The organism is Aliiroseovarius sp. D2-2, assembly GCF_055809455.1.
The window spans coordinates 2,081,975-2,103,734 of the sequence record NZ_CM147913.1 but is presented as its reverse complement, the minus strand read 5'-3'; the positions used below and the strand labels follow the sequence as shown (position 1 = coordinate 2,103,734).

Genomic DNA, 21,760 nt, shown 5'->3' with positions numbered 1-21,760 from the left:
CGCGTTCAATTCGCTTTGTCTTTAGCTGCGACATTTATTTACCGTCGCGCCACGGCCACTTCCGAAACCGATCAATTCGAATTGCAGACCAAAATCCGTTGTTGGCTCTACATTAATAGAGGTTGTGAAGCGACGCGAGAGGGAAAGATCAACTGAAAGACATTCATTTCGGTATTCGACACCGAAACCAGCACGCGTGGCCTGTCTTGCCTCAACGTCAAAGCTGCCGTCAGCCGAAATCGTCCAAAAATCACCAATCCTCCAAGCGCTGTCCAAGCGAAGCTCATGGGTCGGTGTTGGGCGCTTCTCTGCGATGTCTTCGATGACCCAGATATGGGCGGCTCCCAATTGGAATTGATCAGTTAGCCATGCAGCGCGGGTTTCGGATTTGGTTAGCCCAAAGTCATCATCCAACAACGCACGCCCTTGGATCGAAAACTGCCCGCCTAGATTGACCGCAGCCCCCAAAAGCCAATCCGATTGCTGACCGGCAAGTCCGGACGCGTCGGTAAACTGTCCCAAATCAAGATCGTGGAAGACGCGACCCGCAGCCAGTGAGAAGCTCCAACCAGATGGGGAACTGCGTGTCCAACTTAGACCCAGAGCTGCGCGAAGGCCTTCTTCGCGCCGATCGCTGCCGGGAAAGCGGCTCAGATCAAACAGGTTGCCTTGATCAAATTCGACGAATTGGCTGTCTTCATTGGGGATGTCCGCGCCCACCTGTTCAGACCAAGCAAGTGCTGCGACGGGCTCAAGTATATCCACGGCCCCGTTACGAGAAACGCGTGACAGCGGCCAACGCAGTGTCAGACCTGCTGATGGTGTCACAAAACTCTGTTCTGTTAGATAGCGACTGTCTTGCTCAATCCAATAAACATCGGCATCCAACGCGGCCTGACCTTCGATCAGCAAACCAGCCGGACCTATCCAGTCGCGCCGCCACTCCAGACCAGCCCCCATTCGTGCGACGTCACGCCCCAATACATCCAGCTTACTTTCGCGGAAATGCGCTTGCCACGATAGGTTGGTGCGCAATTCGCCTCCAACAAATCCACCGGGGTGAAAGCGGCGCTCATAAAACGCATCAATTTGTGCGAAGGGCAGTTGGTCTGAGATTGGAAGCTCGGATGCGCGCAACGTGTCATAGCGGGTGATGCCGGCAAATGCGAATTCATCCCGGCGGGCACGCATGACTGTGATGGCGTTCCGCAAACGGTCTTGATCGGAATACCCGTAGTCCAGCAAATATCCGGGGTCCGAGACCTCTTGCAGTTGGAAGGACAACACGAAATCGCGCGGCAACTGGAATTCGCCCTCACCAAAGACATAAAAGCGCGTTTTGTTTTTCAGAACGCTGTCTCGGCTGACGGCGCCCTCGACAAACAGATCACCGTTGCGAAAGGCCTGTCGGTACTTCAGTTCAAGTGTGCGGGTTTTATCGGCAACGAAAGGTGTAACCGTTACATCCGCATGATCTCCGAGCTTCAGGAAATACGGCGTGGCCAAGCCAAATCCAAGGGTCGAATTCGTGCGGATCTTTGGCGGCAAAAAGCCAGAGGCGCGTTTCAGCGTAGGATCGGGCAGGCGCAGGCGGGGCAGATAGAAGATAGGAACATCCGCAACCCGAAGCTGCGCCCCGTGGAAATAAAGCTGCTGCTCTGCCTCGTCATGCACAACGCGATCCGCCCGGATTTGCCAAAGCGGGACCGGGTTTTTCTTACACACATGGCAAGAGGACGCCACGACGCGGGAAAGCTGCGTATAGCGGTCTTGAACGCGGTTAATCTGGGCGGCGGCTATCTGAAGCTGCTCATCCAAAACCAGCCGCGCACTGGTCAAGATACCGTTTCGAAGATCGGCGGACAGTTGAGCCTCATCTGCCACCAAGATCGTGCCGTCGGGACGCGTGATCGTAATAGGGCCGGTGATGTTCAGCGTATCTGTCGCTTTGTCATAGCGGACGCGGGTTGCCGTCAGACGAGAGCCGCCAAACAATACAACAACATTGCCTTCCGCCACCAGCCCGCCATTTCCATCCACACGCACGTGGTCTGCAATAAGGCTGGCGGTTTGTGCACTCGCTGCGCTGATGGGCAAAGCAAAGGTTGCACCCGCACCAGCCAAAAGGGCCAAGGCAAAACGCCCTGCGCGCAGGTGCTTTGACAAATGTTTCATCCGTCCTCCAGATGCAAAAGGATACCCATAGGCATCAGGATCGCGGCGATAGGGGGGGCCCATGCTGCCAGCCAAATCGGGATCTGGCCGTTGTCACCAAGGATTTGTGCAAAGTTGCGAATGAAATAAGCACCGAAGCCCATCATCAATGCAAATAGCACCATAACGCCTGTCCGCCCAAAACGGGTGTGACGCATGGTGAAGCCAGCGCCAATCAGAACCATAGCAACCAAAAAGAACGGCATCGCCAGTTCCATATGCAACCAGACGCGATGCGCGCGGGCTGAAAACCCTGCGGCTTCAAGTTGCCGAATGAATTTGGGCAGGTCCCAAATGGGAATGGCGCTTGGTTTGCCGAAGCTGTCACGGATCTGTTCCAGTGTCAGATTAGAAGCCAGTGTGAACATCGGGTATTGAATGGCCGTGGTTTCTGGATTGTCGTCACTGACCAAATCCCAGACTTTAGCACCGCGAATTGCCCAGTACCCGGGTTCGAGCCGCGCGCTGGCAGCCTCGATGCGAAGGGTGGGTGGTCCCTCTGGTGCAAAGGAAAAGAAAGTGACGTCAAAAAGTTCGGTCCCCTCAAGGTTGGACCGATCCGCCCGGATCACTGTTTGGCCGGTCTCATTCCCTTGTCGCAGCCAGACACCATCAGAAGCAATCGACAGAACCGACGCCCCGCCACCTTCATATTGTGCCGCAAGACGCTCGTATTTCTTGGTGGTTCCAGCAGCTATCGGGTTGCCAATGGCGACCGCAAGAATGCCAAACAGAAACACCGTCAAAATGGGTGAAATCAGTGTCATCAGTGCTGACCGACCTGCCGCACGGGTCACCACCATTTCCGAGCTGCGTGCAAGACTAAGAAACATCCAAACCGTCGACAAGATTACGATCAAGGGCAGAATGCGATACATCCAGACCGGGGCATTCAGAAGTGTCAGGCCAAGCACATTCGTGAACCCAACCGACCCGGCATCAAATCGGCGCATGCCTTCGACCATGTCCAGCAAAACAAAGATCATCGCCAGCACGAAAAGCATGCTGAGAAAGGCGCGTAGAAAGCGACGTGCGATATAGAAATGCAACTTCATGCGCTGGCCTCGGATATCTGACGGCCACGCTCACGCAGGGTTCGGCGTCGACGGCGAAGGTCTGAAAAGGAAGGTCGTGTGGCAAGGAAGAGGACCGCAAGATTAAAGACAACACCAACGGCAGCTGCGACATATACCAGCCAAACTCCACCTTCTGTTCTGCGTGCCAAATCAAGCATGGTGTTGTCCAAAGATTGCAGCAATGCGACGGATGCAAGGGCCAACACCACCTGTCGCCACAAGCCAAACCGGCTGAAACCAGCGACAATCAGCATGGAAAACCCAGCCATTGCCGTGACAATGGAATAAAGTGCCTGCGCATTTCGAAAATGACCTTCGGCCCGTAGAGCCGCGCGTGTTTCACCAAGTTCCTTAAGTGTAGCAGCCGGCGGGTTAAGCAATTCGGGTGTGTAGACTTGGCTTAGGCTACGCGCACCTTCAGCTGTGCCCGTCAGAAGCGTCGCGATATTATAGGTGAAATCCTCAAATCCGGTGGTCGTCAGGCGCTGGCTTTCAATGTTGATCACCTGAGCCAGACCATCAAACATCACAAGGCGCGGGCCAAGATCTGTCTTCACGATCAAGGCGCGGCGCGCGGTATAGGTATAGTGCTGTTCGTCATCGCGTTCATCTGACAGGAAGATGTCAAAAAGCTCACCCGCTGGGCTGATTTCACGGATGTACAAGGTGATGCCGTCAGCGGGATGGACAAAAGTCCCTTCCGTCAAGAAGCGCGCTGTGACGTTCTCGGCGATCTCGGCCTGACGTTCTGCAAAGCGCAACTGGCTCATCGGGACAAGGATATGCGTAAGAATAAGCATGAATACGGCGGTCAGGACACCAAAGACCAACACGGGGCGCGCCAGCCGAAATGGTCCATATCCTGCAGCCTGTGCCACAACCAATTCGCTTTCAGAGTTCAAACGGTTGGTGACCGAAACCGCTGCTGCGAAAGAGGCAATCGGGATGATGAAAACAATCACGCCGGGCAAGATCATGGCTGAGAATTCCAGGAACACCAGAGCGGTTTGACCATTGGCGATCAGCTGATCAAACAAGCGCACGGCCCGGTTCACCCAGAAGAGCATAACCAACACAAGCCCGTAAAAGCCGAACAGCACCACAAGCTGCGACAGCATATACCGGTCGAATCTGGCCACGTTTCCCCCTGAAAACCCAACATCTTGTGGTTTGGTTTCTAAACCATCCGAGGGACGGGGAAAACTGCTATCTGGTCAAAGTCGCAGCAGGCCGCTACCAATGGCAGAAACCTGCCAGAAAAAGGACCAATTATGACCTCTCCGATCCTTCCAAGTTTCACCGATATCAACCTTGATACGATTGGCACGCATTCTGGCCGCATAGTTGTGGTTCTTGCAGAGCCCGGCAAGCTGCATCCAGCTGCCCGGCGTGTAAACAAGCTGATGCGCGGTGCCCTTGTGCGCTTCGCCGAAAGCGACGCGTTTGAAAAAATGAAGGATGGCGAAACGCAGGACATCGCTTGGCCAACTGGGCTTCAGGCAGAAGCTGTACAAGTTGTACGTTTGTCTCCGCGAGCCGACGACGATGTTGCGCGTAAGGCAGGTGGAACGATCGGCAAGGCATTGTTGGGAAAAGATGTTTTGGTTCTGGCTGGGGCTTTGAAATCAGCAGATGAGCTGGCGTTGGGGGCAACGCTCCGCGCCTATGCTTTTGATGATCATCAGACGAATGAAGATGCGCCAGAAGGCGGCAGCTTGACGGTGATGGTTTCAAAACCAGAAAACTTTGAGACGACCCCAGACAGCATCAAGGCGCTGTCAGAAGGCGTGTTCTTCACACGTGATCTGGTGAACGAGCCTGCCAATGTTCTGACCACCACAGAATTCGCCGATCGCTTGATTGCACTTGGCGATCTTGGGGTGAATGTGAAAGTTCTGGAAGAAGACGAACTGGACGCCCTTGGCATGCGCGCACTACTTGCCGTTGGGCAGGGGTCGGAAAGCCCCTCGAAAGTGGTCGTGATGGAGTGGCTGAAGGGTGAAAAAGGTGCGGCTCCGCTTGCGCTGGTCGGCAAGGGCGTTGTCTTCGACACAGGCGGCATCAGCCTGAAGCCGGGTGCGGGTATGGAAGACATGACCATGGATATGGGTGGCGCTGGCACCGTATCGGGCGTCATGAAAACGCTGGCTTTGCGTGGTGCAAAAGCCAACGTGGTTGGTCTGGTTGGACTGGTTGAAAACATGCCAGATGGGCGCGCGCAACGTCCCGGTGATATCGTGAAATCCATGAAGGGCGACACGATCGAGGTGATCAACACGGACGCCGAAGGTCGGCTTGTTCTGTGTGACGTGATGTGGCACGCGCAAGAAGCATATAAACCTGCTGCAATGGTGGATTTGGCCACGTTGACGGGGGCGGTCATTATCGGGCTTGGGCATGAAAACACTGGCGTTTTCTCGAACAATGACAAGTTCTGCAATGGGTTCCTGAAAGCGGCTGAAGCAGAAGCAGAGGGCGCGTGGCGGCTGCCGATGGGCCCGGGGTATGACAAGCTGATCAAGTCCCACAAAGCTGACATCAAGAATGTGGGTGGTCGCGCCGCTGGCTCCATCACAGCCGCGCAATTCCTTGGTCGTTTCGTGAAAGAGGATCAGCCTTGGATTCACTTGGACATCGCGGGCACAGCGCAGCTGTCCAGCGAAAGCCCGCTTGCACCTAAGGGCGCGACTGGTTGGGGCGTGTTGGCTTTGAACCGTATGGTGAAAGACCAGTACGAAGGATAATGCGATGAACGACGCTGCGGAGACCGAGATTGAGGAGAAAGGAAAAGGCGAAGTCTTTTTCTATCACTTAACTCGGTCACCGCTTGAAGCGGCCTTGCCGATGCTTCTGGATCGGAGCTTGCAGGCGGGGTGGCGCGTTTGTGTGCGTGGTCCGAACGAGGATCGCCTGAACTGGTTGGATGAGCGTCTGTGGCTTCATCCCGAAGACGGTTTCTTGCCGCATGGAAGGGCCGGAAACGCGCAGGATGCTTTGCAGCCGATCCTTCTGACAACTTCTGACGACATTCCAAATAATGCCGATGCACTTATGTCCATCGAGGGGGCTGCGATCTCGGAATCCGAGATGCGAGATCATAAGCGCGTTTTTGTGGTGTTTGATGGCAATGATGCCGATGCGGTTGCGCATGCCCGGACACAGTGGATGGCTGTGAAACAGGCGGGTGTCACGGCGAAGTATTGGAGTCAGGAAAGCGGGCGCTGGGAAATGAAAGCCAGCACAGAACCGGAAGACAGCACTTAGCGCGGCACGGCTATCGAGTCAGGACAAGCTTGTCGCGGCGGATTTCAATCTTTTCAAACCGTTGCAGGTAATCATTGCCAAGAAGGGAACCCGGCATCTCGCCTTCGTTCACCCAAACTTCAACGCCGAAATCCTGAATGCCCAACAGCTCTACCTTCGCAATGTGCGCAGGGGCTGTACGAACTTCGCCATTCGCGCTCATCGCGCGGCCGTAAAACCGCAATGCGTTCATTTCGACGCCAGCGCGGGCAGCGTCTTCCTTGGTCAGGACGATATTGCTGGCACCTGTATCCACAACGAAATCAATGGGTTGACCGTTCATCGACAATGTCACGTAGAAGTGCCCGTCAAACGCGCGTGGTAAGACAACTTCCCCGGTGTCTTGTACAAGGCTTTGGCGTGGCGCGATGTCGTCGCGAACATCATTCCACAATCCGACGCCTGCTAGAACACCAAGAAAAATCAAACCCCAAATTAGAGCGTGACGCAGGTTCTGCCCCAAATTCGCGCGTTGTTCGGCCACAAAATAACCGCCCACTGCTGTCAGCAATAGTACAAGGTATGCGATTCTGGCGAAGTCGTCTCCGGTCATGGAGTAGATATAGGAACCCGTCATCAGATTGTCACCGGGGCAGGGTGCCACGTCATCCCATCAGGCCGAAATCACGCAATCCTTCCAGAACAAACTGAACCGCAAGGGCCGCCAGAAGCATACCCAGAAGACGCGTGACGACTTTAATGCCGGTTTCGCGCAAAAGGCGTTCCAGCAAGGGGGCTGCGTTGAATAGGACAAAGGCGATCAGCAGAACAAGCGCCATCACAACCAGTGCCAGACCAACACTGGCAATTCCATCACCTTGACCAGCCAAAAGGATCACGGTGGCGATCGCGCCCGGTCCGGCGATCAGAGGCATGGCAAGTGGAAAGACAGAAGGGTCGTCGTCGCTATCAGCCTCTTCCGACTGGTCTTTGCGGCGTTGGGTGCGGCGTTCGAACAGCATGTCCAGCGCGGTCAGCAAAAGCAGGATGCCACCTGCGATGCGGAAGGCCGGCATCGAAATCCCAAGGAAGTTCAGAAGGCTTTCACCAAGGAACGCAAACAATGTCAGCAAGACACCGGCCACGGCGCAAGCACGGATGGCGACGCCACGTCGTTTCGCAGTGCTCATCCCTTGGGTCAGCGCCATGAAAAGGGGCGTAATTCCAATCGGATCCATCACCACAAACAAAGTGACAAACGAGGGTAGGAATAGTTCAAGTTCCAAGTCTAACCCTCTGCTTTTTCGAGTTTACTTTGAGCGCGAAGCCAAAGGTCCTCTGCGCGTTCCAGTGCCTCGTGTACCTCGGCGTGTTTCTTTTGCCAGACAATAACCTCGTCCTTGCGCTCAGGCTCGTAAAGCTCGGAATCTGCCAATTTGGAGTTGAGCTTATCGCGCATTTCTTCCAGCTTGGTCACACGGGCTTCGGCCTTGCGCAGATCGGCACGCAGGGCGAGGATCGTATCGCGATCCGCGCGTTTGGGCTTGGCTTTTGGGGGCTTCACTTTCGCAGGCTTCTTATCGTCGTCCGAGGACAGAAGCATCTTGCGATAGGTTTGCAGGTCTTCCTCGTACGGGTCGACATGTCCATTTTTTACAAGCCACAGACGGTCCGCCACCATCGATAGCAAATGCATGTCGTGGCTGACCAAAATCACAGCCCCGCTATAGGCGGTCAGCGCATCAACCAAAGCTTCGCGGCTTTCGATGTCCAGGTGGTTGGTCGGTTCGTCTAGGATCAGCAAATGTGGGGCAGGCAGTGTGGCCAAAAGCAGCGACAGACGCGCCTTTTGGCCGCCCGACAGGCGTCCAACCTCGGTATCCGCTTGATCTGGACCCAGTCCAAACCCAGCCAGCCTTGCGCGTAGCTTGGCTTGTCCTTCAGCAGCGCGTTCCCGCATCAAATGTTGCAGGGGCGTTTCGTCAACATACAGCTCGTCCACCTGATGCTGAGCAAAGAACCCGATACGCAACTTGTTCGAGGACACCATATTGCCCTCCATCAGGTCCAAACGACCTGATAACAGTTTGGACAGCGTCGACTTCCCTTCGCCATTTCGTCCCAGCAAAGCGATGCGGTCGTCTTGGTCAATGCGCAGGTTCAGATTGCGCAGAACAACGGTCTCGCCATAGCCCACAGCCGCCTTTTCGGTGGCGATGATCGGCGGCGAAAGCTCCTCTGGTTTGGGGAAGGTGAACACGGTGCGCGCCGCGTCCTCGGGCGCGCGGATGGTTTCCATCCGTTCCAACGCCTTAACACGCGATTGCGCTTGTTTCGCCTTTGATGCTTTGGCTTTGAAGCGATCCACAAACGCCTGCAAATGCGCACGCTGTGCGTCTTGTTTCTTGGCTGCCGACGCCAACAGCGCGCGCTTTTGGGCGCGTTGTTTGGCAAACATATCGTAGGTGCCCGTGTAGTAAATCAGGCCTTTGTCCTCGAGGTGCAAAATGCCCCCAACAGATCGGTTCAGAAGCTCGCGGTCATGCGAAACGATCAACACCGTGTGCGGGTATTTAACCAGATACGCCTCAAGCCACAGCGCGCCTTCAAGGTCCAGATAGTTGGTCGGCTCATCCAAGAGCAACAGGTCAGGCTCGGAAAACAGCACGGCTGCCAGAGCCACACGCATACGCCAACCACCCGAGAACGCCGAGCATGGCATTTGCTGTTCCTGATGGGTAAATCCAAGCCCCTTCAGGATCGAGGCGGCTCGCGCCTCAGCCGACCACGCGTCAATGTCAGTCAGCCGGGTCTGAACCTCGGCAATACGGGTCGGATCGGTGGCCGTTTCCGCTTCCTGCATCAATGCTTCGCGTTCCGTGTCCGCGCGCAGAACCGTGTCGATCAGTGACACCTCATTGCCAGGCACTTCTTGGCTGACACCACCGATTTTCCAGCCCTTCGGGAGCGAAACCGAACCGGTGTCCAACACCATCTCGCCGCGAATGATCTTAAACAGCGTCGTTTTGCCAGAGCCATTGCGCCCCACCAGGCCCACTTTGTGACCCGTCGGAATGGTGACCGAGGCATTTTCAACCAAGGTGCGACCAGAGATAGAATATGTGATGTCTGAGATTTTAAGCATAGGAACCCACATGCCTGAGCAATGCGGGGGCGTCAATCGCGGCTTTTCAAAATGATCCACCCATGGTACGGGGGCGCAAATCACACGTGCATCGGGGCAGGGGTCCCGTTGCCTCAAACGTAAAAGGGACCATCATGGCCATTCAACGTACATTCTCGATCATCAAACCCGATGCCACCAAACGCAACCTGACTGGCAAAATCGCCGCGAAGTTCGAAGAAGCTGGCCTGCGCATCGTCGCATCTAAGCGCATTCAGCTGACCTTGGCACAAGCTCAGCAGTTCTATGGTGTACACGCTGAACGCCCCTTCTTTGGCGAACTGTGTGAATTCATGATCTCCGAGCCGATTGTTGTTCAGGTTCTGGAAGGCGAAGACGCCATTGCCAAAAACCGCGAAGTTATGGGCGCAACCAACCCGGCCGACGCGGACGCAGGCACCATCCGTAAAGAGTTCGCTCTTTCGATCGGCGAAAACTCGGTCCACGGTTCGGACGCCCCGGAAACCGCAGCAGAAGAAATCGCATTCTTCTTCTCGGGACTTGAACTGGTCGGCTAAGCCGATCTGTCAGATTTAAGAAAGGCCGCTCGGGGAAACTCGGGCGGCTTTTTTTACGCTTTACCGCGGCCGTATCCCAATCTCATCCAAAATGGCTTCCATCTTATCTTTGGGGGGCTTCTTCGCAGCGGCCTCGGCCTTTAGCGCGTCGAACTTTACGCGCAGGGCGTCTTTTTCTTTACCCTTACAATCGTTCCAAGGGCGTCCTTGTAACCCCATCACCATCGCGTAATAGCCAATGAAATGAGGTCTCGAACCTGTCGCCAGCAACCGTCGGTATCCTTCATCTGCACCAAGTGTGCGCAGCTTTTCTGCTGTGTGAATGCCCGCGCGGGCAAACACCGCGTCTGAGGCCGGTCCAAGATTGCGGATGGTTGATACAGGATCGCTCATGTGCCGAGGCTACTCGGTACAGAAAAATTCTTAAACCCGTATCGTGCGCAGATAAGCGCATCTGGTTCCTATTGGATCACTTCTTCGCTGCCTCTCCCTTCGGTCGAACGCGAAAAGCGATGCTCAATGTCTTTGCGTGAACCAGAAACGCTTTAGATGCTGGCCCAATCGGTAAATAGAACCGTCGGCTCTTTCGGCTCGTCCGTGCGGGTGCGATCCCGCTTGGGCGGTGCCTTAACGTGCACATAACGTGCGCCGCCAGACGGTGGTTTTTGCTTATCTTCGGTCTTTTCCCCAGCCATTTTCTTGCTCCGTTACTCATTCAAAAACGCGTCAGAATAGACGCATAAAATTCCCCACAGGAGCCTTTCGGCCTTCACATGTTAACATATCGTCGCGCAATATTCGTAAAAAATTGAACACAAATTGTTTCCAAAGTGAAAAGGTGTGGCGGCGATGCGACAAGTCGGCTGTCGCAAGGATCGCGCGGTTTGAGGCAACGCTTCTCGATTAATGCTATGGGAATTTTGTGTAAGTCACTGACCGAAATAACAAATACGACTTAGTAGTCGCGTTCGTAATAGAACCCGACCCCGGTGTCGCCATCTGACCCCAACGTGCCCCGTGCTGTAAGGGACGGCGTGATCGTCAGGTTCAAATTCACTTCGGCCTTTCCCTCTGCGCCGACAGTGACGTCCGTATAGATGTTTTCCGAGATGTATTTGCCCGCCCGGACAGACGCCGCGCCGGTTTCATCGGTCGTTACATCCAAATCATCCAAAGCAAAGTTGTTGCGCAGTTTGCCAAGCACGCCTTCACCACCCTTGCCCGCCAGAGTGCGGACGGCCGCTGCAAGACGTATGGCTTGAATGGCTGAGATCTGAGTGATGTCTTTACCAAACAACAAGCGCGCCAGCACCTCGTCTTCGGGAAGGTCTGGTGACGAGGTGAAACTGATCTCGGGCGACGATGCTGGGCCGTCTACGCCGATATACACGTCCGCGTCTTCAGCGCGGGCTTCGGCCAAGAAATGCAGATACGGATTGAAGTTGCCTTGAAGGCTAACATCGCCTTCGGTCAGCGTCAGACGCTTGCCCAGAATATCCAAACGGCCCCGGATCAAGTTGAACTCGCCTTGAGGGATCACATTTGCGCTGGTGCCTGTGACGCGCAGCGCGCCGCCAAGCTCTGCATCCAAGCCACGGCCTCGCACGAATAGCTGCCCGGGCGCATTTAGCGTGATGTCCAGCGGGTAGGGGCGTCCGGGGGCTGCTGAAGCGGGTGGGACCATAAGCCCTGCAAACTGTCGCGTCTGTCGAACCGCTGCGGGTTCACCCACATGGGACAATCCCTCCATCACGGGCAAAGCACCGGCCGTGGTTTCTGGCACGCGTATTTCGGTGCGGCCAAGGGTTAATGCCGCGCGCAAAGTCGCGCCACCTTGTAGGGGCCCCTGCAATCCGGCGGTTCCATTCAGTGTGGTTTCAAAAAGCTCTCCATCCGTCAGGCGCAATTGGTCCAAGAGGATGTTCAGATTGGCTTGCATCGGTGGGGCCAGCCCAATGGTGCCAGTGGTCGCGACGCGTCCACCTGCTGCGATTGAGCTTTGAATGTCCAGTGTGGCTTGTCCGCCCGACAGCGACACTTGTCCGCTGTTGATATCGATGGACTGCCTTAGACGAGGCAGCGCGACACGTGCGTTCTGGGTGGTAATTGTCCCGGATACGGAAGCCAGTACCAAGGGGCCACGAAGCGCAAGATCGTAGCTTGCAGTCCCTGCGGCGAGACGGGGTTGGATGGCGGAATTTGCCAGCGCCAATGGGGCAGAACCTGACATCGCCAGATCCGCCTGAGAGGCATCGGATTTCACCGACCCTGTAACGTGCGCGTTTACACCTGCCGGTCCCGTCGCATTGAGCGAAAGGCGCCAGTTGTCGCCGTCCAGCTGGGCATTTCCTTCGGCATGGGCGGGACCGGACATGCCCTCGGCCAAAAGCCCAACATCAGTGACGCGTGATTGGAAAGCGATGCGCGTGCTGCCATTGGATGGCAGGCCTTCGGCGTTTAGGTCTAAGGCAGCGCTTCGAAAGGTCAGGCGATCCAGAAGCACGGGCGCGTCACCTTCACGATGGGCGGTTAGGGAAAAACTGCTGGCGCCGCGAAGTATCGCGTCAACTTGCGCAATGCCGGTGCCAATCGATTGTCCTGATCCGCTCAGGTCTATCGTGAACGCACCGCTTTCAGGCTGCATTTGCCCTTTGGCTTCGAATTTCATTCCACCAGAAACTTGGCGCTTGGCGATCCCGCGATATGGCGCAAGCGATGCGACTTGACCCCGGGCTGTGCCTTCGACGTTATCAATTATACCGTCAGCTAATCGAACAAGCGCAGCTGCGTTGACGGAGGTTTCACCGGGGGCCGTCAGGTCCGCATCCAACTGCCAATCAATGCCCCTCTGTTGGGCTGTCGCAGTCAGCCGGGCCGGACCGCGCATGCTTGCCTCAACTGCACTTGCATCGGGCAGATCCAAAGTGATCTTGGCGAAAGAGGCATCGGTTTTGAGATCTGCAGTTGCTGAAAGCTGTGCCTTGTCCGTGGTCAGATCAAACAGCTTTACCCGCGTGCCGTTGGTGTCCCTTACTGCTTTAAGGGCCAGTTCGCTTTGTCCGCCGATCAGTCGATCAAGCTCTGGCTGGTTCACACCGATACCCGCTCCCGTGCCATTCAAACGGATATCAAACGCGCCGGCCAACAGGTTGCTTTCGCCCTTTGCTTCAAGGGCGACCTGACCGGAAAGGGGCGCGCCAATGACACCAGAGAACCGCGACAGGTCACGGGCTGACAAACGTAAACTATCGCTGCGCGCAACAATCCCTTCGGCGAAATCAGACAGGCTTAGCGCGCCTGTAAGGTCATAATCTGCGCCAGCAAGTTTGAGGTCTGACAGGGCAAGCTTGCCATTGTCCTGCCAGTCAAACTGAACCTGTCCCAACACGTCCGATCCAATGGCCGCGGCCAGTTCCGGGCTTTGAGGGAAAACACCGTTCACATCAAACCTCACGTTGCCATCTATCAATGGGGTGGCCCCAGAGGCTGCCGCGCGAAGCTCTCCCGTTCCATTCAGTTTGGCGGTCGTAATTGTAAGGTCATCGCGCGTCAGGCCCGATAGGTTGGCGGTTGCGGTCCACTGATCACTGACGCTTGCGTCATAGTTTGCTTTCAGATCAACGGATGACACCTGTGTGCGATCACCGGCGATGGGCAGCTGAACAAGCCCGCCATCCTGTGACGCGATTTGACCTTGAAGGGCAAACCGTTCTGGCCAACCGCCGGGGGACAGAACCAAATCACCCTGCAGATCCAGCGATGCGGACTGCAAAGACAAGGCATCGATCCGGGTCGACCCGTCCGTCTGTTGAACAGCACGCGCCTTCAGATCGACGCTGTCACCAAAGAAGCCATGATAATCCGCATGCAACAGCGCCGTAATGTCGCCAGATAAGTCCAGCGCATATTGCCGCTCGGGCGTGGTTGCGGGTGTTTCACCTTCGGCCAGGGCGCGCTCAAGAAGCGTGACTTGTCCGTTTAGTCGGTCCTGACCATCGGTTGCCAAGGCGATGTCAGCCGTAAACTCTGACAGGGGACCGGTCCCCTCGATCATCAGGCCAACGGAGGGCTTATCAGGGATGTTCAAAAGGTTTGCTGCAATCCCATTGGCCTGTTCTTGCAATGCCAAAGACAGCGACAGAATCCGTTCGATATTGTCATAGCTGCCCGACAGTTTCAGATCGCCGTTTGGACCATCTAGCCGCGTAATCTGTAGAACGGCATCCCCTTTGCCAGAGGCCAAAGATGCGGAGCCTTCAAGTGATAGCGTGGCAGCGGCACCTATAACGGTCTCGCCTAAGATCACGCGTTTTGCCCGAATGACGCCGACGTTCAGAGAAACAGGAAGTTCGGGCAACGAGAATTCGGTCGCTTCCGGGCTGGGCAGACCCGGTTCCGGGATTGGCCTGCGCAGTAAGTTAATTTCATCGGCTTCTAAGGCATCAATGTGAACGTTGCCGGTTAACAGGGCGCTGCGGGTCCACGTAAGCGTCAGACCCCGCATGCTCAGCCAAATACCTTCGCCATCGGCGATGGTGATTTCGTCAACGGTTGCTTTCGAATTGAACGCACCCTGAAAGCCAATGATCCTGATGTTGCGCCCGGTATCTGACAAGTTGTCTTCAAGAAAGGCCTGCAAATAGCCACGATCATCCTCGGACGAGGCGTTCGTGGATTGGGACAAAGCTGCGATTGGCAGGATAACAAGCGTCAGAAGGGCCAGAAACAAACGTTGGATCATGATCAGAACGCCTGCCCAATACCAAGATAGATTTGGACACCATCGCCAGTATCGCCAGAAATCGGACCAGCGACGTCCAAACGCAGCGGACCAATCGGTGTTTTGTAGCGCAGGCCCAATCCAGCCCCAGCGTGCCAACCACCATCGCCAGCAAACAAGCTGTCATCGCTGACATGTCCTGCATCTGCGAAGGCAACCACACCAATCGTATCTGTGATCGTCGCGCGCAGCTCTGTCGATACGGCCAAGTAGGAACGCGCGCCGCGTAGATCACCATTTCCAACCGGAATACCCAGTGATTGATAAGGCTGCCCACGAACCGAGTTCCCGCCGCCCGAATAGAAAAGATATTCCGGCGGGATGTCTTTGACATCGTCGGAATAGACCGTGCCGGCCTGCATCCGTCCGGCCAGGACGAAGCGGTCGCCTGCATCAAGCGCACGATAGGCGCGCGCGTCCACATAGGCGCGTGCGCCGCTGCCGCCCTCGTTCAGGGAAAGGAACGGCGTAACCTCAGCGCGAAGAAAGCTGCCCGAGGTCGCATCCAACAGGTCATTGCGCCGGTCCCAAGTCAGACCAATGGGGAGCGTCAGGTGAAAGAACTCGCGGTCTCCGAAAACGTCGGTTGTTTCTGAGTAATGAATACCCACGCCAATCTCGCCGGTCAGTGTCTCTGAAAAGATACGGGTCATCCCAACACCCAGATCCACATTGCGCGAGATATAGGCCGGTTCATCTTCGTAGGCTGCTGTGGCATAGCCAAAAGCGGTTGTATCAGGACCAAAGGTTGCGGGCTGTTCCAGCCGCGCGCCCAGGCGATAGTCGACCCCACCGTGCTGTCCGCCAATGCCGGTTATTTCGCCATCCACACGAAAACGCTCGGCCCCGCCAAAGAAGTTGCGATGCATCCAGAATGCAGACACGCCGACGCCCTCAAGCGATGAAAGCTCTGCGCCGACGCCAAACCGTCGCGGCTTTTCGTCGGCAAGCGCCAGACCCACATCAAGTGTGTTGTCCGGGTTTAGGGTGTCCGCTTCGCTTAGCGCGACGGATGAAAACGCCCCGGTGCGACGCAGGCGATTTGCGACAACCTCAAGCGCGTCCGGCGAGAATGTCGTCCCAGTGGGGAAGCCCGCGATGCGCGCAATGCGATCTGATCGTACGGCACTTTGGGTTGTTTGTGTCATCCGCCCAAAATGCACCTTTGGTCCGGGCGAGAACTGCAGGTCGGCGGACAATTGGCTTCGGTTGTGGTCGGCGGTGATCTTTTGACCGGTCAGATTGGCTTTTGCGTGTCCTGCTTGTCGCCAAGCAAGATGCGCTGCATCCGCCGCAGCTTGGATTTCTGTGCTTTGTGCCGGTGCGCCTGCTTTAAAACCATCGGGCAGGGCGGTGCCGGGGGCCAAGGGCGATACGCGGGCCTGACCGAAGGTGAAGGCCGCCCCGGGATCGACCGAGACTGCGACCGTGTTTATCTGCTGAGGCAGCTTGAAAACGGGGATCAACCCGGCCTCGCGCCCGTCGACCCTGACGTTGACCACGCCGCTGTAGTAGCCATGCGCATATAGAATTTCGGTCAGGCGACCATATTCGGCAAGGGCTGCTGCCATCACGTCGCGCGGATCAGTTTCACCGTCATTTTTGGCGGTCTGAACTAGGGATGCTGCTTCAATGGCTGATTTCAGATCGTCGTCAGATCCCAGAACGTTGATCTCGACAGTCTCAAGCGCAAGCGCTGCCTGACTGCAAACAGCCAGCGCTGCCGATAGGTAAATCCGTCGCCAAGTCGGCGCCAAACTTGTCTTTCCCACACCCAGGTTCCTTGTGAGCAATAAAGCATCTAGCAATGTATGGAAGCCTACCCCGTCACCCGGATATGCACCACCGGAAACGCGCCATAGGCAGCTTTCCGCCTTGGGCGTAGGTTAAGCGCGCAGCGCGGTGTCAAACAAGCGACCGAACTGGGGCATCCTGTTTTCAATTCCTGCCAGTCTTAACATGTGCCACGTCAGGGCGATATTGCTGGACAGCACAGGGATGCCAAGTTGAGCCTCTAGCTTGGGAACCACGGACAGACAGCGCAGATTGGTGCAAGATATCAACAGCGCGTCGCACGGCGCATCTTTGGGCGCAGCTTGCGCCACACGCATGCTGGCGTCATAGATTGCGTCCTCGGATATTCTGGCGACGACCCGGTCATCTCCTTCTTCAAATGATCCGCCTGAAGTGATCGTAAATCCAGCGTTTTCGAGCTTGCCGCGCATGCGCTGCGAAACTTCGGGCACATACGGTGTGACAAAGCCAAGGTTAACCACGCCAAGACTGTGGCCCGCCGCGATCATGGCCGCCAAGGGATCGGTGACCTTAACACCGGGGCGTACGCTTTGAATGGCTGCGGCGACCTTGTCGGACCCGATCACGGTCGAGGCTGACGTGCATCCATATCCGATCACGTCGAAATCCAGCGCAGGCGGCAGAAGTTGGGTTGATGCGGGAAGATCGTCCAGCATTTGCATCAGCGTATCTGGGCGAACTTCGCTGACCATCGGAATGCGGCTGTGATAGCGCGCGACGCCGTCGATATCTGTAAGGCGCGCGAACTCGGCCTCGAGCGTTTCATCCGTTTCCAGAACGATCATGCCCAGATTGGCCCGCGTTCCAATGCCATCATCTGTGTCAAAGTCGAGTTTCAGCATATTGCCCTCAGATCACCGGAAGGTCGGTGGGTGCTCGGTCTGTAAGAAGCTGAGCCCCGGTTGCACGCACAACGATGTTTTCTTCGTGAACCATGATACGCCCGTCACCATAGGACAGCGAAGGTTCAAGCGTCAGCACCATGTTCTCTTCAATCACAGTCTTATCAAATGCAGCATGTGACGGCCATTCGGTCAATTGCATGCCAAGCCCATGCCCCAGACGTCCGATATCTCCACCCTGATCATCAATCTCGGCGATCACGGACTGCATGGCGTGAAACAGCTCTGCACAGGTGTTGCCCGGACGGGCGGCTTGGATCCCGGCCTCTGTCGCGCGCCACAGAACATCATATGCACGCTTTGAAAGATCGTCGGCCTGACCAACAGCCCAGTTGCGATCAAAATCGCAGTAATACCCATCCCATGTGGACCCCGTGTCCAGCATGAAAATATCCCCAGTTTGTAACGGGCGCGCAGAAGGCGGCGAGATCACATCGTGATATCCCCCCTGATCAGCGCCACCGACCAAATAGGGCACATTATCCGCCCCGTGATACATCGCCTCACGTCGAAAGAGCCGGAACAGATCCTCAAAGGGCAGTCCTTCGCGGGCCAATGTCGGGACCTCGGCAAACACCCGTGATCCGATTGCGCAGATGTAAGAGAGCTTTTCAATCTCAGCCTCGGATTTCACCATGCGCAAAGCGCGCACCAATCCGGTTGCATCTTCAACCTGAAGACCGGGCAATCCCGCCATCAGGCGTTCGTAATCCCCCAAAGGCATACGAAGACCGGTCTCGTGCCCTTTCAAAACGCCAAGCCGCCCACCGGAATTGGCAAGCGGTGACAGAAGCTCCGTAAGCAAGCTGATGCCGTCATCCGTTGGGGCAGGGGCGCTCCAGGTGCGGATGTCTTCCACCCAAGTTTGATGCATAAGAGCCGCGCCAATTTCGGGAATGATAGCGATGGGTTTTCCCTTTGCGGGGACAAACAGGAACCAAGGCCGTGTCGGGCTTTGCCAAAAGAGAGTATGGAAGCCGCTAAAGTACCGGACCTCAGGCTCGGTCATCAAAAGAAGCCCGTCCAAACCCTGAACCGCCATCAAGGCCTGCGCTCTATCAGTGCGGGCTTGGTATTCTGAAACCGCGAAGCCCCGAACCGGGGTGTTGCCAACCTCAGACATGATCTGCCCCTGCCATAATCGCTTTGAAGATATCGGGGTCGGTGACGCCTTCAGATCCAATCAGCAACACGCGAGAATTTGCGTGCAATCCCAGAGCGTCTGACAGCGCGGAATCTTGTCGCGCTGCGATCACCGCAGCCAATCCCGCCACAGCGCTTTCGCCCGCTTCGACGGCTGTATCGCCGGTCTCACTATTGGCCAAAAGACGCACGGTCGGGGCGACGATGCTGTCAGGAATGGTCAGAAAATCGCTGGCTTCTTCCGCCAGAATTTCCCACGCCATTTCGGATGGTTCGCCGCAGGAAAGCCCAGCCATAATGGTTTCTTCAGCAATCTCGAACGTGGTGGGCTTGCCCTGCTTGGCACTGTCGAACAAACAGGCAGCCAACTCCGGCTCGACGATCACAACGCGCGGTGCTGCGTCTTTGTAATACTGCCGAAGACCTGCTGCGACCGAGGCCGCCAACCCGCCAACGCCACCTTGCAAGAAGACATGTGTGGGCGGCTCATCCAACGCATCGCAAGCTTCACGCGTCATCACGCCATACCCGGCCATCACATCGCGCGGCGGCTCGGTATATCCCTCCCACGAGGTGTCGGACACGACAAACCACCCATTTTCTTCCGCTTCAGATTTCGCCAGCAAGACGGACGCGTCGTAATCCCCTTCGATGCGGATGACGTCAGCCCCCAGATCACGCATGGCGCTGGCGCGGCCTTCGCTGACTTCCGCATGAATATAGATGCGGCACGGGGCCCCAAAGCGCTGACAGCCCCAAGCCAATGAACGCCCGTGATTGCCGTCAGTCGCGGACACCAACGTGATCCCGGCGCAGGCCGCGCGATGATCGCCATTGCGGATTTCTTCCAAGCTGACCGTACGACCCATCTGAGCACTGAGCTCGCGTTGCAAAACACGAAGGGCGGCATAGGACCCACCCAGCGCTTTGAAGCTGCCCAACCCGAAACGGGGCCCTTCATCCTTGTAGTCGATCCGCGCCACGTTCACTTCCTTCGCCAGACCGGACAAAGACACCAGCGGGGTAGGGGTGTAGCCCTTCCAAGCCATGATCTCGGAGCAGGCATTGTCGAAATCCTGTTCCGAAAGCACGCGAAACGCGGCTTGTGCGGGTTTGGGGTTTCCGGCGGTGTGCCGCAGCACGGCCGCGTTGAATACGTCGTTCATTGTTAGTCCTTTCGCACAGGCAGGCGATCGCGCACCAGTTTTGTCCAAAACGTAGCCCCAATGGGCAGAAGGTCGTCGTTAAAGTCGTAGTCCGAGGCATGCAGCGGCTGGCCATGGGCCCCATCGGTGCCGTTGCCCATCAACAGAAAACAACCGGGGATAGCGGCGGTGAAATGGGCAAAATCTTCGGAAAAGCTCATCGGTTGTCGATCCGGGATCACGTCAAGATCTGCGGCGTTTGCCGCACGCACAACTGCTTCGGTTGGCAATTCGGCGTTGATCGTTTCAATGAACTCGGTCTGAAAAGAAACCGTCGCGGTGATGCCATGTGCCGTGGCAATGCCATCGGCGATCTGGCGCATCAGCACTTCGACCTTGTTACGATCCTCGGGCGCGCGGGCCCTGACATCGCCTTTCAGGATGGCTTGCCCCGGTAAAACATTGCGCTGCCCATCGGTCAGGAATTCAGTCACAGAAACGACCACGCCTGCGCCGGGCGCAAGTTTGCGCGCAACGATCGTTTGCAGGGCCAGCACCAGCTCGGCCCCCACCGTAATCGCATCAACGCCCACCTGTGGCATGGACGCATGTCCGCCTTGACCATGCACTGTAATCTCGAACAGGCTTTCGCTGCTGCAGATCAAACCCTTGCGGGTCGAGACTTCGCCCACCGGGGCGCCGGGCAAGTTGTGAATGGCATAGACCTCCTCCATCGGAAATCGTTCCAAGATGCCTTCGTCGATCATGGCCCGCGCACCGAGCCCGTGTTCTTCGTTCGGTTGGAACAAGAAGATCACAGTGCCGTCAAAGCCACCCTCAGAAGAAAGCTTTTCGGCCGCCCCAAGCAGCATGGTCATATGCCCATCATGCCCGCAGGCATGCATCACGCCGGGGTTTTGCGACACGTAATCATGTGTTGAGGTTTCCAAGATCGGCAACGCATCCATATCGGCCCGCAGCCCGATTGCGCGATTGCTGGTGCCTTGTCGCAAGATGCCAACGACACCAACGCCTTCATGCACCTCAATCCCAAGGTCTCGCAGATGTTTCGCGATAGTCGACTTGGTGTTGTCTTCCTGAAACCCCAGTTCAGGCGTGCGATGAAACTGTCGCCGCATCTCTGTCAAATGATCCAATCTGCCAATCCTTTTGACCCGTGTTGAAGCCATATTAGAAGGACCATCCGGGTGATTTGCATCGAAATATGCATCCAGTGTGACGAATATTATTGCAATCCCTCAAATTCGAGAGGAAATTCAGAGCATGGATGACAAAGACCTACAGATTTTGCGCTTGGTGCAAGGAAATGCCCGTCTGACCGCCGAAGCGATCAGCGAAGCCGTTGGCCTGTCCCCCGCAGCGGTCCAGAAACGGCTGAAGAAGCTGCGCGAAACTGGCGTGATTGAACGAGAGATTGCAGTTTTATCCCCCAACAAGTTGGGCCGAGAGCTCACAGTGGTTGTTGAGGTCATTCTGGAACGCGAGAACCGGCAACAACTTGATGCTTTCAAACGCAAAATGCGCAACGCGCCTTCGGTTCAGCAATGCTATTACACAACGGGTGAGGCTGATTTTTTACTGATCCTAAACGTGCGTGACATCAAGGAATATGAAGCCTTCACCCAAGCTTACTTCTTTGATGAATCAAATATCAGCCGGTTTAAAACGTCAATCGTTATGGATCGGGTGAAAAGCTCTTTGGACGTTCTTTAAGACCAC

At 56.2% G+C, this 21,760-nt stretch carries 18 protein-coding genes; 4 read left to right on the top strand and 14 right to left on the bottom strand.

Annotated features, from left to right (window positions below; translation table 11 throughout):
• Positions 1 to 21 precede the first annotated feature (21 nt).
• Genes AC0L6A_RS10345 through lptF form a run of 3 tightly spaced genes read right to left on the bottom strand, consistent with a single transcriptional unit; the run spans position 22 to position 4,429 of the window.
• The gene (locus AC0L6A_RS10345; RefSeq protein WP_473289833.1) at positions 22 to 2,175 is read right to left on the bottom strand and encodes an LPS-assembly protein LptD; all 2,154 of its coding nucleotides are present in this window, start codon (positions 2,173 to 2,175) and stop codon (positions 22 to 24) included.
• Complete coding sequence (lptG, locus tag AC0L6A_RS10340; protein WP_473289831.1) at positions 2,172 to 3,269, bottom strand: LPS export ABC transporter permease LptG; 1,098 nt, start codon at positions 3,267 to 3,269, stop codon at positions 2,172 to 2,174. The genes AC0L6A_RS10345 and lptG overlap by 4 nt, the downstream gene beginning before the upstream one ends.
• Positions 3,266 to 4,429, bottom strand: a complete 1,164-nt coding sequence (gene lptF / locus AC0L6A_RS10335) for an LPS export ABC transporter permease LptF (protein WP_473289829.1) — start codon at positions 4,427 to 4,429, stop codon at positions 3,266 to 3,268. The genes lptG and lptF overlap by 4 nt, the downstream gene beginning before the upstream one ends.
• 132 nt (positions 4,430 to 4,561) lie before the next feature.
• Between lptF and AC0L6A_RS10330 the strand changes: the two genes are divergently transcribed.
• On the top strand, positions 4,562 to 6,034 hold the full coding sequence (locus AC0L6A_RS10330) for a leucyl aminopeptidase (protein WP_473289827.1): 1,473 nt from the start codon (positions 4,562 to 4,564) through the stop codon (positions 6,032 to 6,034).
• 4 nt (positions 6,035 to 6,038) lie between these two features.
• Positions 6,039 to 6,554: a DNA polymerase III subunit chi gene (locus AC0L6A_RS10325; RefSeq protein WP_473289825.1), complete on the top strand. Its 516-nt coding sequence runs from the start codon at positions 6,039 to 6,041 to the stop codon at positions 6,552 to 6,554.
• A 10-nt stretch (positions 6,555 to 6,564) separates the two neighbouring features.
• Here AC0L6A_RS10325 and AC0L6A_RS10320 read toward each other — a convergent pair whose 3' ends face one another.
• From AC0L6A_RS10320 to AC0L6A_RS10310, 3 genes are read right to left on the bottom strand one after another with little or no spacing between them, the layout of a single operon-like run.
• Positions 6,565 to 7,170, bottom strand: coding sequence for a retropepsin-like aspartic protease family protein (locus AC0L6A_RS10320; RefSeq protein WP_473289823.1), 606 nt, complete (start codon positions 7,168 to 7,170; stop codon positions 6,565 to 6,567).
• A 28-nt stretch (positions 7,171 to 7,198) separates the two neighbouring features.
• On the bottom strand, positions 7,199 to 7,819 hold the full coding sequence (locus AC0L6A_RS10315) for a MarC family protein (protein WP_473289822.1): 621 nt from the start codon (positions 7,817 to 7,819) through the stop codon (positions 7,199 to 7,201).
• Between the two features lie 2 nt (positions 7,820 to 7,821).
• Positions 7,822 to 9,678, bottom strand: a complete 1,857-nt coding sequence (locus AC0L6A_RS10310) for an ABC-F family ATP-binding cassette domain-containing protein (RefSeq protein WP_473289820.1) — start codon at positions 9,676 to 9,678, stop codon at positions 7,822 to 7,824.
• Positions 9,679 to 9,812: 134 nt separating this feature from the next.
• Between AC0L6A_RS10310 and ndk the strand changes: the two genes are divergently transcribed.
• Complete coding sequence (gene ndk / locus AC0L6A_RS10305; RefSeq protein ID WP_473289818.1) at positions 9,813 to 10,235, top strand: nucleoside-diphosphate kinase; 423 nt, start codon at positions 9,813 to 9,815, stop codon at positions 10,233 to 10,235.
• Between the two features lie 60 nt (positions 10,236 to 10,295).
• Here ndk and AC0L6A_RS10300 read toward each other — a convergent pair whose 3' ends face one another.
• The 8 genes from AC0L6A_RS10300 to AC0L6A_RS10265 form a co-directional block, all read right to left on the bottom strand.
• Positions 10,296 to 10,628 (bottom strand): TfoX/Sxy family DNA transformation protein, encoded by a 333-nt coding sequence (locus AC0L6A_RS10300; RefSeq protein ID WP_473289817.1) that lies wholly within the window; start codon positions 10,626 to 10,628, stop codon positions 10,296 to 10,298.
• A 152-nt stretch (positions 10,629 to 10,780) separates the two neighbouring features.
• The gene (locus AC0L6A_RS10295) at positions 10,781 to 10,930 is read right to left on the bottom strand and encodes a hypothetical protein (RefSeq protein WP_473289815.1); all 150 of its coding nucleotides are present in this window, start codon (positions 10,928 to 10,930) and stop codon (positions 10,781 to 10,783) included.
• 260 nt (positions 10,931 to 11,190) lie between these two features.
• Positions 11,191 to 14,976, bottom strand: coding sequence for a translocation/assembly module TamB domain-containing protein (locus AC0L6A_RS10290; protein ID WP_473289813.1), 3,786 nt, complete (start codon positions 14,974 to 14,976; stop codon positions 11,191 to 11,193).
• A 2-nt stretch (positions 14,977 to 14,978) separates the two neighbouring features.
• Positions 14,979 to 16,787, bottom strand: coding sequence for an autotransporter assembly complex protein TamA (locus AC0L6A_RS10285; protein WP_473289811.1), 1,809 nt, complete (start codon positions 16,785 to 16,787; stop codon positions 14,979 to 14,981).
• Positions 16,788 to 16,901: 114 nt separating this feature from the next.
• A complete protein-coding gene (locus tag AC0L6A_RS10280; protein WP_473289809.1) occupies positions 16,902 to 17,672 on the bottom strand; it encodes a maleate cis-trans isomerase family protein in 771 nt (256 codons plus the stop codon).
• Positions 17,673 to 17,679: 7 nt separating this feature from the next.
• Positions 17,680 to 18,855 (bottom strand): M24 family metallopeptidase, encoded by a 1,176-nt coding sequence (locus tag AC0L6A_RS10275; RefSeq protein WP_473289808.1) that lies wholly within the window; start codon positions 18,853 to 18,855, stop codon positions 17,680 to 17,682.
• Complete coding sequence (locus tag AC0L6A_RS10270; protein ID WP_473289807.1) at positions 18,848 to 20,041, bottom strand: diaminopropionate ammonia-lyase; 1,194 nt, start codon at positions 20,039 to 20,041, stop codon at positions 18,848 to 18,850. The genes AC0L6A_RS10275 and AC0L6A_RS10270 overlap by 8 nt, the downstream gene beginning before the upstream one ends.
• 2 nt (positions 20,042 to 20,043) lie before the next feature.
• Positions 20,044 to 21,159 (bottom strand): amidohydrolase, encoded by a 1,116-nt coding sequence (locus AC0L6A_RS10265; RefSeq protein ID WP_473293459.1) that lies wholly within the window; start codon positions 21,157 to 21,159, stop codon positions 20,044 to 20,046.
• 145 nt (positions 21,160 to 21,304) lie between these two features.
• On the opposite strand from AC0L6A_RS10265, the gene AC0L6A_RS10260 reads away from it, so the two are divergent.
• Entirely contained in the window at positions 21,305 to 21,754 is a 450-nt protein-coding gene (locus AC0L6A_RS10260; protein ID WP_473289805.1) for an Lrp/AsnC family transcriptional regulator, read from the top strand.
• Positions 21,755 to 21,760 lie beyond the last annotated feature (6 nt).